Annotated in this window: 10 protein-coding genes; 1 reads left to right on the top strand and 9 read right to left on the bottom strand. The window is 72.1% G+C overall.

The features are described from left to right. Window positions 1-44 precede the first annotated feature (44 nt). Genes ACGG9C_RS02830 through ACGG9C_RS02815 form a run of 4 tightly spaced genes read right to left on the bottom strand, consistent with a single transcriptional unit; the run spans window position 45 to window position 5,427 of the window. Window positions 45-734 (bottom strand): SDR family NAD(P)-dependent oxidoreductase, encoded by a 690-nt coding sequence (locus ACGG9C_RS02830; protein WP_390178223.1) that lies wholly within the window; start codon window positions 732-734, stop codon window positions 45-47. A gap of 48 nt (window positions 735-782) precedes the next feature. Beyond that, a complete protein-coding gene (locus ACGG9C_RS02825; RefSeq protein WP_390178226.1) occupies window positions 783-1,748 on the bottom strand; it encodes an NAD-dependent epimerase/dehydratase family protein in 966 nt (321 codons plus the stop codon). Continuing rightward, window positions 1,745-4,396, bottom strand: coding sequence for an alpha/beta fold hydrolase (locus tag ACGG9C_RS02820; RefSeq protein WP_390178225.1), 2,652 nt, complete (start codon window positions 4,394-4,396; stop codon window positions 1,745-1,747). Before ACGG9C_RS02820 ends, ACGG9C_RS02825 begins: the two co-directional genes overlap by 4 nt. Continuing rightward, the gene (locus tag ACGG9C_RS02815) at window positions 4,390-5,427 is read right to left on the bottom strand and encodes a 3-oxoacyl-ACP synthase III (protein ID WP_194385538.1); all 1,038 of its coding nucleotides are present in this window, start codon (window positions 5,425-5,427) and stop codon (window positions 4,390-4,392) included. The genes ACGG9C_RS02820 and ACGG9C_RS02815 overlap by 7 nt, the downstream gene beginning before the upstream one ends. Window positions 5,428-5,613: 186 nt before the next feature. On the opposite strand from ACGG9C_RS02815, the gene ACGG9C_RS02810 reads away from it, so the two are divergent. Continuing rightward, window positions 5,614-6,816 carry a homoserine O-acetyltransferase gene (locus ACGG9C_RS02810; protein WP_194383468.1) on the top strand — a complete coding sequence of 401 codons (1,203 nt, stop codon included), beginning with the start codon at window positions 5,614-5,616 and terminating at the stop codon, window positions 6,814-6,816. 64 nt (window positions 6,817-6,880) lie between these two features. On the opposite strand, the gene ACGG9C_RS02805 is transcribed toward ACGG9C_RS02810, so the two are convergent. The 5 genes from ACGG9C_RS02805 to ACGG9C_RS02785 are packed head-to-tail and all read right to left on the bottom strand — an operon-like array spanning window position 6,881 to window position 11,715. Beyond that, window positions 6,881-7,189, bottom strand: a complete 309-nt coding sequence (locus ACGG9C_RS02805) for a thiamine-binding protein (protein ID WP_071045352.1) — start codon at window positions 7,187-7,189, stop codon at window positions 6,881-6,883. A gap of 16 nt (window positions 7,190-7,205) precedes the next feature. Further along, the gene (locus ACGG9C_RS02800; RefSeq protein WP_390178222.1) at window positions 7,206-8,414 is read right to left on the bottom strand and encodes a hypothetical protein; all 1,209 of its coding nucleotides are present in this window, start codon (window positions 8,412-8,414) and stop codon (window positions 7,206-7,208) included. Window positions 8,415-8,441: 27 nt separating this feature from the next. Then, window positions 8,442-9,284 carry an NAD(P)H-hydrate dehydratase gene (locus ACGG9C_RS02795; protein ID WP_390178221.1) on the bottom strand — a complete coding sequence of 281 codons (843 nt, stop codon included), beginning with the start codon at window positions 9,282-9,284 and terminating at the stop codon, window positions 8,442-8,444. Between the two features lie 50 nt (window positions 9,285-9,334). Continuing rightward, on the bottom strand, window positions 9,335-10,390 hold the full coding sequence (locus ACGG9C_RS02790; RefSeq protein ID WP_071045355.1) for a hemolysin family protein: 1,056 nt from the start codon (window positions 10,388-10,390) through the stop codon (window positions 9,335-9,337). Then, window positions 10,387-11,715 (bottom strand): hemolysin family protein, encoded by a 1,329-nt coding sequence (locus tag ACGG9C_RS02785; RefSeq protein ID WP_071045356.1) that lies wholly within the window; start codon window positions 11,713-11,715, stop codon window positions 10,387-10,389. The genes ACGG9C_RS02790 and ACGG9C_RS02785 overlap by 4 nt, the downstream gene beginning before the upstream one ends. Between the last annotated feature and the right edge of the window lie 131 nt (window positions 11,716-11,846).

The raw sequence follows: 11,846 nt of genomic DNA, 5'->3' as shown, positions 1-11,846 counted from the left end.
TCGGTGGCCGTCCTCCTGAAGCGGGATCTCCTCTGCAGTGCGGCTCAGGCGTGCGGGCGAGGACGGAGCGAGCCGAGGCCGCCGTCGACGCCGAGCACCTGCCCGGTGATCCACGAGTTAGCCGGGTCGAGGAGGAACGCGACGGCGCGGGCGACATCGGCGGGCTCGCCGAGGCGGCCGAGCGCGTGCATCGCCTCGGAGACCTTGCGCGACCCCTCGTTGCCGGTGAGGGATGCCGTCAGCGGCGTCTGGGTCAGTCCCGGCGCGACCGCGTTCACCCGCAGGCCCGACGACGCGTAGGTCGCCGCAGCCGACAGCGTCAGTCCCATCACCCCGGCCTTCGCCGCGGCGATGGCCTCGTGGTGGGACAGGCCCGCCATCGCGGCGGCCGATGAGACCAGCACGACCGACCCGCCGTTCCGCAAGTGGCGCCCGGCGGCGCGCACCGTCGCGAAGGCCGTCGTCAGCGACGCCGCAACCACCCCGTCGTACTGCTCGCGCGACGTGAGGTGCGCGGGCTTCAGCAGCATCGACCCGGCGAAGCACGCGACGCCATCGAGGGGACCAGCCTGCTCGACCGCCCGGTCGACGGCGTCGAAGTCCGTCGCGTCGAGGGCGATGTCCGCGCCGGGCGAGCGCGCCGTGGTGACGACCTCGTGACCGGCCTCGGTCAGGACGTCGGCGGTCGCGGCGCCGATGGCGCTGGATGCGGCGATGAGGAGGAATCTGGCCATGACCTCATCCTCACCGCACCGGGCACCCCGGGGGTCGATCGCGCGATCTCACGCGAAGGAGGCCGCGAGGCGCTCGAATCCCTCGTCGAGCGAGACCGCGGGAGACCAGTCCAACGCGGCGCGCGTCTCACGCAGGTCGAACCAGTGCGCGGTGGAGAGCTGCTCGGCCAGGAAACGGGTCATAGGCGGTTCGTCGGCACCGGGTCGCACCGCCCAGACGCGCTCCACCACGCTCCCCGCTCCGCGGGCGAGCCACCCCGGCACGCTCCACGACGGCGGGGCGACCCCCGCCGCACGGCACATCCCCGCGATGAGCTCGCCGACCGGCCGCGGCTCGCCGTTGGTCACGACGAAGGCACGCCCATGAGCGAGGTCGGCACGATCGGCGCCGGCGATGATGGCGGTGACGGCGTTGTCGATGTAGGTCGAGTCGATCAGCGCGGTTCCGCCGTCGATGAGCGGCAGCCGTCCCGCCCGGGCGCGGGCGACGATCCGAGTGACCAGCTGAGGGTCGCCCGGCCCCCACACGAGGTGAGGTCGGATGGCGACCACGCGCAGACGGTCGTCGTCGGCTGCCAGTGCGAGGAGTTCCCCACGTGCCTTCGTGCGGGCATAGTCGCCGCGGGCGTGGTCGGGTGAGGCCGGTTCAGCGCCGACTCCGGTGAGCGCGGCGCCCGCGTGCGCCACCGACGGCGAGGACACCTGCACGAACCGGGTCACGCCGGAACTCTTAGCCGCGGCGAGCAGCGCGCGCGTGCCGTCGACGTTGACGCGGGCGAAGTCGCGGGTCGGCCCCGCCAGCGACACCTTCGCCGCCAGGTGCACCACCGTGTCCGCGCCCTCGAGGGCACGCGATACCAGCGCAGGATCCTCGATCGACCCGAGGTGATCCTGGGCGCCGGGAACACGCGAGGGGCGCCGCTGCAGCGTCCGCACCTCGTCACCGCGTGCGACCAGAGCCGTCGCGACGGCGCCGCCGAGGTAGCCGGATGCTCCCGTGACGAGCACGCTCACGGCGCCACCGGCTTCCGCCCGGCGCACACCGCATCCGCCCACACCGACAGCCGAGAGCGATCGATCTTGGAGTTGTGCCGGATGTCGGTGGGCAGCTCCGGAACGACGAGCACCGCCGCGAGCGGCAGATCGACGCCCGCGCGCACGCGCGCCGTCAGCTCCGGATCGGCGAGCCCGGCGCGCGTCGCCGGGTCGGTCGTCTCCACGACGGCGACCGGGCGCTGCAGACCCGAGGGACCCACCCCCACGACCGCCGCGCGTCGCACACCGGCGACCCGTTCGACCTGCTGTTCCCCGCCGACCGGGGCGAGCGGCCCGTGCTCGGTGGTCAGCACGTGCGGGAGCCGTCCCTCGACCCACAGCCTCCCCCGCTCATCCAGGTGCCCGACATCGCCGGTACGGTGCCACCGCAGGCCCTGCTCGTCGTCGGCGGTGTCGCGGACCGCGTCGGCGTCGGTCAGCGCGAGACGGTCGTAGCGGGACTTCAGGTGCGGCGCGGCGACGATGATCTCGCCGAGCAGACCCGGGGCGTCCCCGGGCGCACCACTCGCGCGGCCGGTGGCGTCGAGCGTGCTCACGCGCACGCGCACACCGTCGATCGGCGTCCCGACACACACCCCGTCGTCCGGGGCCTCGGCGGCTTGTCGGATGCCGGCGAGCGTGATGTCGGTGACCAGCAGGCACTCGGTCATGCCGTACGGGGTGTGCGGCTGCGCGTTCGGGAAGACCCGCTGGGCCGCGGAGAGCAGCTCGGCGCCGATCGGTGCGCCGGTGGACAGGAAGGTCTCGACTCCCGCGAGCGCCGCCCGGTCGTCGGCGGTGAGGTCACCGGCGGTGGCGACGACATTGAGGATCGCCGCGGGCGACAGGAAGACGATGCGCGCGTGCGCGGCTTCGACGGCGGCGGCCACGGCTCGTGCGGTGAGGGTTCGCGGGGCGGAGACATCCATATCGGGTGTCACCGAACGTGTGCCGAGGGCGGGCCCCAGCAGGGCGAACGGCGCGAAGCCGGTGACCAGGCCCGCCTGATCGGTCACGTCGAAGTGCGCACCGAGCACGTCTCGCAGGGCGGCGAGCTGACCGTGGGTGTAGACGACCCCCTTGGCCGGACCGGTCGATCCCGACGTGAACAGCACCGCCGCCACGTCGTCGGGGCCGGGTTCCGGCAAAGCATCGCCGTCGGAGCCGAGCTCGGCCACCTCCGCGAGGCTCCGGGCGACGCCGAGCGCCCTCGCGGTCAGGGACGGCAGACGATCCACGGAGATCTTCGTGCCCGGCCATCCGAGGGTGCGGGCCGCGGCGAGCGCGACCGTCTCACCGATCAGCACGTCGGGGCTCGCCCCGCGCACGGCCCGGGTGAGGCCGGCGACGCCCAGGCCCGCGTCGGCCACGACGACGACCGCTCCGATGCGCAGGCAGGCGTAGACGACGGCGGTGAGCGTGGGCCCGGGACGCACGAGCAAAGAGACGCGGTCGCCCGGGCGCACCCCCAGGCGGCGCAGCCCCGTCGCCAGAACGGTGACCCGGTCGTGCAGTCGGCGCCAGCTGACCGTCCGCGGCGGCGTGCAGGTCATGTCGATCGCCGCGACCGTGTCGTCGTCGGCACGCTCGTCGAGGCGATGCCACATCGGTACGAACGCCCCGGCGGCGCGGGGCGCCGGCTCGGAGGCCGTCGGCACGAGCGACGACGCCTCGACACGCCGGTCGAGCCAGTCGAGCACCGCCGTCGCGTACGGCCGGTCCTCGGCCACGAGGTGTCCGGCGCCTTCGAAGCGGTGCACGTCGGCGTAGGGCATCCGGTCGATGAGATCGTCGAGATAGCGCTGCTGGAACACCGGGTCGCGCGGTCCCCAGAGCAGCAGCGCGGGAACCCCCAGCTCGCGTACACCCGCGGCGATGCGGGTGAGCTCGGTGTGACTGGGATGCGTCGGGCCCACCGGGATGTCGGCGACGAAGGCGCCGACGCCGCGGCGGCGCTCGGCGGTGAGATAGGGGGCTCGGTACCCCGCTCGCACGTCGATCGGAAGACGGGACTCGGCCAGCGCGAGGGTCGTGTCGAGGAAGGCGGTCGTCTGCACGGTCGAAACGGCGAGCACGCCCCGCGCTCCCGCCACCCGCAGCGCTGCGGGGATCGGGCGGCCGTCGGGATGATGGACGGCGGTGTTGAGCGTGACCACCCCGGCGAGCTGGTCGGGATGATCGACCGCCCACCCGAGCGAGATCACGCCGCCCCAGTCGTGCCCCAAGGTCACCACCGGTCCGTCGAGGCCGATCGCGTCGGTGAAGGCGCCGAGGTCGGCCACACGCTGCTCGAGCGTGCGGGTGAGGTCGGTGCGGTCGGAGAATCCCATCTCGAGCTGGTCGACGGCGACCACGCGCCACGTCGGTTCGCCGCGCTCGGCCCGCCGCACCGACTCGTCGGCGATGCGCCGCCAGTGGAACGACCACGTCGGGTTGCCGTGCACCGCGAGGATGGTGCCGACGGGCACGGCGCCGAGATCGGTCAGCCTGTCTGCGGTGTCCAGATGGTGCCACGTGCGCGTGCGGCCCGCGTCGGCGAGGACGCCGGGAACCTCGAGGGTGCGCCGGAAGCGGTCGTCGAGCCCGCGGACGGGGGGAAGGGTGGTCTCGGCGGGCGAGATCACCAGGCGAGTTCCATCATCGCCGTGTTCAGGCCCGACCCGACGCCCATCAGGAGCACCCGGTCGCCGCGCGAGAGGTTGCGCTTCTCCTGATCGAGGGTGATGGGGATGGACGCGGGTCCGACGTTGCCGTATTCGGGGAAGGTCGTGGGCACCTTGGCGCGGTCGAGCCGCGCGGCCTTCACGATCGCGTTGGTGTGCACCGACGAGACCTGGTGGGTGATGTAGCGGTCCATGCCGGTCCAGTTCCAGTCCGACGCCGCATCCTTCCACGCCGACACCACGAGCTCGAGGCCCCCGCGCAGCAGGGCCTTCGCGTCGGTGAACATGCCGTCGACGCTGCCGACGCACAGCTCGTGGAACTGGGTCGCCGCACGGGTCACCCCGCCCAGGATGCGGTGGCCCTCGGGATGCTCGTCCGCCCGTCCGAGCACCGCCGCCGCCGCTCCGGAGCCGAGCGTGAGCGAGGCGAACTCGCTCATGAACGCGTCGCGCCCGATCCCCTCGCCCTTGAGGCGCTCGATGGTGTTGACCTGGATGTCGTCGGCATCCTCGCCGTTGACGATGATGGCGTAGCGGATCTGCCCGGACTCGATCATGCTCGCGGCGAGGTTCATCCCGCTCACGAAGCCGAGGCACGCATTGGCGACGTCGAAGTTCACCGCCGACGTCGGCAGCCCGAGGCCGTGGTGCAGGGTGACGGCGACGGAGGGCTCGAGATGCTTGCGGCTGACCGAGGTGTTAATGAGCAGACCGACCTCGGACGCGTCGACGCCGGCCTCGCGGAGTGCGCGCTCGCCCGCGACGATGGTGGCGGCGTCGGACGATTCCCCCGACGCCCAGTTGCGACGCTCGAGGACCCCGGCGACGCGCCGTAACAATCCGGGCCGCAGCTTCAGCCGCTGCAGCGCCGGACCCAGGCGCGCTTCGATGTCGTCGGAGCTCGTGACCCGCGTCGGCAGCACGCTCGCCACCGACAGCAGGGAGACGTTCGAGAACCGGGTCGTCGCGTTTCCAGCCAACGGCACCCTCCTCATCACGAGCACGCCGGCTCGATCGGTCGAAGGACAAGTTTAGCTCCGGAACATAACGTGCCCGGCATGTACGGCCTCCGGCCCGCGTCGCAGCCTCACGGTCGCGGCGTCGTCATACGCGCGATCCCGCGAGGCGGAGCGGATACCGTGAGAGGACACGGCCGACCGCTCGATGAAAGGACCGCCGCGATGGACTGGCAGACCTCCGAGGACACGGTGCCCTCGGCACCGGTGACGGAGGCCGACGCGCGCCTGCTCCTGGGTCGACCGCCCGCCACCGGAGCGTGGCAGGACGGCGATCCCGTCGGCGACCGCCGATTCGCGGCGTTCGGACCGTTCCGCACCGAGGGCGGCGACGAGCTGCCCGGGTACCGGCTGGCCTACGAGTCCTGGGGGGAGCTGTCCCCCACCCGCGACAATGCGGTGCTGCTGCTGCACTCGGTGACCGGCGACAGCCACGTTCGAGGGCCCGCCGGACCGGGGCACCCGACCGCCGGCTGGTGGGACGACATCGTGGGGCCCGGTGCCGCGATCGACACCGACCGCTGGTTCGTCATCGCCCCGAACATGCTCGGCGGCTGCCAGGGGTCGACCGGCCCCGCCAGCATCGCGCCCAACGGGGCGGAGTGGGCGGCACGCTTCCCGTACCTGACGGTCCGCGACCAGGTTCACGCGGTGACGCGGCTCGCCGACGCGCTCGGCATCGAGCGCTGGGCCGGCGTCGTGGGCGGCTCGATGGGAGGGATGCACGCACTCGAGTGGGCCGTGATGCATCCCGAGCGGGTGGAGCGCCTCGCCGTCATCGCTGCGCCCCCGGCCAACACCGCCGACCAGGTCGCCCTGAACTCCGTGCAGCTGGAGGCCATCCGCATGGACCCGCGCTTCGCGGGCGGCGACTACTACGACGCCGGCGACGGCAACGGACCGACGCGTGGGCTGTCCCTCGCGCGACGCATGGCGCTTCTGAACTACCGCTCCCCCACGGAGCTCAACCAGCGGTTCCAGCGATCATGGCAGTCCGGGGTGAGTCCGCTCGGGCACGGCGGCCGGTTCGCGGTCGAGTCGTATCTCGACTTCCACGGCAACAAGTTCACGCGACGCTTCGACGCCAACACCTACATCACGCTCGTCGAGGCGATGAACTCCCACGACGTCGGCCGGGACCGCGGCGGCATCGACGCGGCGCTCGCGCGCGTGACGGCGACGACGCTGGTTCTCGGCATCGACAGCGACCGCCTCTTCCCCGTCGACGGTCAGCACCGTATCGCCGCGGGCATCGCGAACGCGCTCGACGGCGATCGCGCCGCGGTGATCACGAGCGACTTCGGCCACGACGCCTTCCTCATCGAGACGCCCGTCGTCTCCGCGCACCTGCGTCGCCTCCTCGACTGACATCTCCGGCCCATCGAGCGTGCGTCGCGCACGGCGGTGCCGCGGACATCCGCCGGCGTGAGTCCTACTCCGCGTCGTCGATGGCGGACTCGAGGCGCTCGATCTTCGCGTCGAGCTCGCCGGAGTACCCGGGCCGGATGTCGGCCTTCAGCACGAGCGAGACCCGTGATCCGAAGGGCATGACGGCTTCGGTGGCAGCCTTCACCACGCCCATGACCTCCTCCCACTCCCCCTCGATCTCGGTGAACATCGAGGTGGTGCGGTGAGGCAGTCCGCTGTCGCGGACGATCCGGACCGCCGCGGCGACGGCGTCGTGCACCGAGCCGTCGACGTTTCCGGTGCCGCTCGGCGCGACGGAGAAGGCGATGAGCATGGGAGTCTCCAGACGGTCAGGTCGCCGCGACGGTCACGGCGACGGAAGTGCGGACGCGGGCGGTGCGGATGACCGCCCACGCGAGCAGAACGATGAGGAGCACATTGCGCAGTGTCAGCACCGTCACGGACATGGGCTCGGCGACGAGGATGCCGCCGTAGACGAGCGGATACACCACCTGCGTGAGCCCGGCCGCAGCGACGGCGAGCGCGGCGGGCCCCATCCCGCGGCGCCGATCGACCACGAGCCAGAGCACGAGCGGGGCGATCAGCCACGCGAGGAACTGCGGGGATCCGACCTTGTTGACGACGATCAGCGTGAGGACGAGGGCCAGCGAGAACGGCGGGAAGAGCGCCGCGAACGACGCGCCGCGCCACATCTTGACCGCACCGAGGATCACGACGGCACCGGCGACGAGCACGAGAAGCGGCGTCATCGCCGCCGAGATCGCGTCGACTCCCGGGCCTTGCACCTGGAAGGTGAGGATGTCGCGGTCGTACACGATCGCCGCGTCGGCGGAGCCGGTGACGACCTGCCACAGGAACCATCCGCTCACCGGCGCCTCGATCTGCAGGCCGCGTGCGGTCTGTCCGGCGACGAACCCGAAGGCGTGGGATGCGCCCCCGAGGACGGCGATGGCCCCCAGCACGACCGCGCTGGTCGCCGCCGCCGCGCCGAGCACGACCAGGCGCCGCCGGAGCGCGACGACCGCTGCCGCCAAGAGCGCGGCCGGCCAGACTTTGATCCACGTCGCGGCGGCCAGCAGGATCGCCGCGATCACCGGGCGTCGGACCAGCCACAGCAGCCCCGCGATGGCGATCGGCACGGTGACGCCGTCGAGGCGATACATGCCCACCGGGCCGAGCGCGACGGCGAAGACGAGCCAGAACGCCGCTGCGGTCGTGCGGCCGCGCGAGCGCGCGGCCCCCACCAGCATCGCGAAGGCGGCCGCGTCGAGCGCGGTGACCAGCACCGCCCACGCGACCTCGTATCCCGCTATCCACGCGAGGGCGTGCGCCGCGAGCATGGGCAGGAGGGCGAGCTGCGGATACACCCACGCCTCGTCGACGCCGACGATGGACTCCCCCGCCAGCGCCTGGAGCGACCACGGCTCGTAGACGAGATAGACATCGCCCATCGGCTGGTTCGGCAGCACGAAGCCCGCCCCTGCGATGAGCACGTGAACGACCGCGAAGCCCGCCCACAGCATCCCCCGCCTCGACACCGCTCCATCCTAGAGCGACGCGGCTCCTCAGGCCGGGGCGGCGGCGATGACCTCGCCGACGGCGGCCGGCAGGGCGTCGGCCACGTCGAGCGCGGTGATCGGGCCGCCCGCGAGGCCGTATCGGCCGGCGGCCACGTTGGCGGCACGCCCGTGCAGCCACGCCCCCGTGGCGGCGACGGGTCCCCACTGGGCCGCCGACGTGAGGTCTTCCGCACCCGCCGCGAGGGCGCCGACCACCCCGGCGAGCACATCCCCCGTGCCCGCTGTCGCAAGCCACGGCGTGGCATCCGCGACGACGGCGATGAATCCGCCCGGCGCCGCGGAGACGGTGCGCGCCCCCTTGAGCAGCACGGCGGCGCCGAGCGCCTCCGCGGTCTCGAGGGCGGCGTCGTCGCGCTCCGCGAGGTCGGCGTCGGGGTCCACGGGCGGCATGCCGAGCCTGGAGCGCAGACGACCGAACTCGCCCGCGTGCGGGGTGATGACAACGGGAGCCGCGGGATGATCGACGAGGTCGAGCGCTCCGGCATCGACCACGACCGGCACGGTCCCGGCGAGGATCTCCCGCAGCAGGGCGGTCTCGGCACCGTCGCGGTGGGCCGGGTCGGTGCCCGAGCCGATCACCCAGGCGTTGACGCGGCCTTCGGACAGCACCGTCTCGGGGCGACGGGCCAGCACCTCCGCACCGGCCGGTCCGACGTAGCGCACCATCCCCACACCGGCGCGCCAGGCGGCCTCGACACCCAGCACGGCGGCACCTTTGAACGACGGTGATCCCGTGCGGATGCCCACCACCCCGCGCGTGTACTTGTCGTCGTGCGAGGTCGGGGCCCGAAGGCTTCCCGCCGCGTCGGTCGCCGTCCATCTGCGCATGCCGCACACCCTATCCGCGCGAAGCGACGCGGCGGCGACCGACGGGCAAATCAGCGCCGACGGCTCGTGGCGTCCTGCACCTCGCCGATGAGCTCCTCGATGATGTCCTCGAGGAACAGCACCGCCGTCGTCTGCCCCGAGGTGTCGCGCACCTGGGCGAGGTGGCGGCCCGCATTGCGCATCAGCGCGAGGGCATCCTCCAGGTCGGTCTCCTCCGTCACCGGCACCATGTGATGGATGCGCTTGGACGGGATGGGGCGCGTCACGTCGGCACCGCCGTCGGGGCCTTCGGCCGCGCGCAGCACGTCCTTCAGGTGCACGTAGCCGGTCGGCACGCCCTCTCCGTCGACGATCACGTAGCGCGAGAAGCCGTGCTTGGCGACGGCCCGCTCGATCTTGTGGGGCGTGGTGCGCTCCGGGAGGGTCACCAGGTCGCCGAGGGGCACGGCGATGTCCTTGGCCTTCTTGTCGGTGAACTCCACCACGGCCGCCACGGTCCCCGCCGAGTCGTCGAGCACGCCCTCGATGCGCGACTGCGTCACGATCGTGGCGACCTCCTCGAGGGTGAAGGTCGAAGCGGCCTCGTCCTTCGGCTCCACGCGGGCCAGCCGGACGATGTGGTTGGCGGTCCAGTTGAGCGTGACGATCACGGGGTGGAACACCTTGGAGACCCACACCAGCGGCGTCGCGAGCATCAGCACGGCCCGGTCGGGCACCGAGAACGCGAGGTTCTTCGGCACCATCTCGCCGAACACGACGTGCAGGTACGACACGGCCAGCAGCGCGATGACGAACGCGATGGTGTCCACGAGCGCTTCGCTCAGCCCGGTGAGCCCCAGCGGTACGGCCAGCAGGTGGTGGATGGCCGGCTCGGAGACGTTCAGGATGAGCAGCGAGCAGATCGTGATGCCCAGCTGACTGGTCGCCAGCATGAGCGTCGCGTGCTCCATGGCGAACAGCGCGGTCTTGGCGCTGCGCGAACCGCGTTCGGCCAGCGGCTCGATCTGCGAGCGGCGGGCGGAGATCACGGCGAACTCGGCGCCGACGAAGAAGGCGTTGGCGACCAGGAGCACAGCCAGCCACGCGAGCCCGGCCCAATCGCTCATCGGCGCTCACCTCCCTCGGCGGCCGAGGCGACCGGAACGGCCACCGGCGTGAACCGCACGCGATCGACGCGGCGGCCCTCCATGCGCTGCACCTCGATGACGCCCTCCTCGAGCTGGAGTGCGTCACCGGCGGTGGGGATGCGCTCGAGCACGCTCATGATGAACCCGCCGACGGTGTCGTAGACCTCGCCTTCGGGGATGCGGATGCCGGTGCGATCCAGCAGCTCGTCGGGGCGCAGCTCGCCCGGGAAGATGATGGACCCGGATGCGCGGACGATGCCCGCGCGACGCCGGTCGTGCTCATCGAGCACCTCGCCGACGATCTCCTCGACGATGTCCTCGAGCGTGACGACCCCCGCGGTGCCGCCGTATTCGTCGACGACGACGGCCATCTGGTAGCCGCGCGTGCGGAGTTCGGCGACCAGCGCATCCAGATGAACCGCCTCGGGGACTCGCAGCGGCTCGCTGCTGATCGCGCCCACCGGCACCTCGGCGCGCTTGGCGCGCGGCACGCTGACGGCCGCCTTGAGGTGCACGACGCCGACGATGTCGTCCATCGAATCCTCGTAGACGGGGAAGCGGCTGTGCCCCGTGCGGCGCGCCAGCTGGATCACGTCTTCGACGGCGTCGCCGACGGCGACGGCGTGCACGCTCGGTCGCGGCGTCATCACGTCGGCGGCGCTCAACCGCGAGAAGGTCAGGCTCCGATCCAAGAGCGACGCCGTGTCCTCCTCGAGCACGCCGGCACTGGCCGATCGGCGCACGAGGCTCGACAGCTCCTCGGCGGTGCGCGCGCCCGACAGCTCCTCCTTGGGCTCGATGCCGATGGCCCGGAGCACGCCGTTCGCGCTGCCGTTGAGCACGAGGATGGCGGGCCGGAAGACGGTGGTGAAGGCCACCTGGAACGGCATGACGAGCTTGGCGGTCTGCCGCGGCACGGCGAGCGCGAAGTTCTTGGGCACGAGTTCGCCGATGATCATCGAGAAGACCGTCGCGATCGCGATGCCGATCGTCGCCGACAGCGGCGTGACCAGCGCATCCGGCCAGCCCCACGACGTGAGCACGGGGCGCAGCAGGTTCGAGATCGCCGGCTCCATCGTGTAACCGGTCAGGAGCGTCGTCAGGGTGATGCCCAGCTGCGCGCTGGAGAGGTGCGTCGAGGTGATCCGCAGCGCGCTGATCGTCAGCGCCAGCCGGGATTCACCCGCCTTCTGCCGCGACTCCAGGTCGGCACGGTCGAGGTTCACCAGCGCGAATTCGCTGGCCACGAACAGACCGGTGCCGATGGTCAGAAGGAGCCCCACGCCCAGCATGACGTAGTCCATCACGCGTCACCCCCGCTCATGCGGTGGTCGGGTCGGTGGGGCGAGCGTCTGCAACTGGGAGGGTCGTCCATCGTGGAGAAGATCTTACGGCAGTCTCGCGCGCTCGCGCGCGGGCTCCTCCCAGCTTCTCG

The organism is Microbacterium sp. MTN4-26, assembly GCF_042846595.1.
In the GTDB taxonomy this organism is placed as follows: domain Bacteria; phylum Actinomycetota; class Actinomycetes; order Actinomycetales; family Microbacteriaceae; genus Microbacterium; species Microbacterium luteum.
The sequence above is the reverse complement of the archived record's forward strand: the minus strand, read 5'-3'. Positions and strand labels throughout refer to the sequence as shown.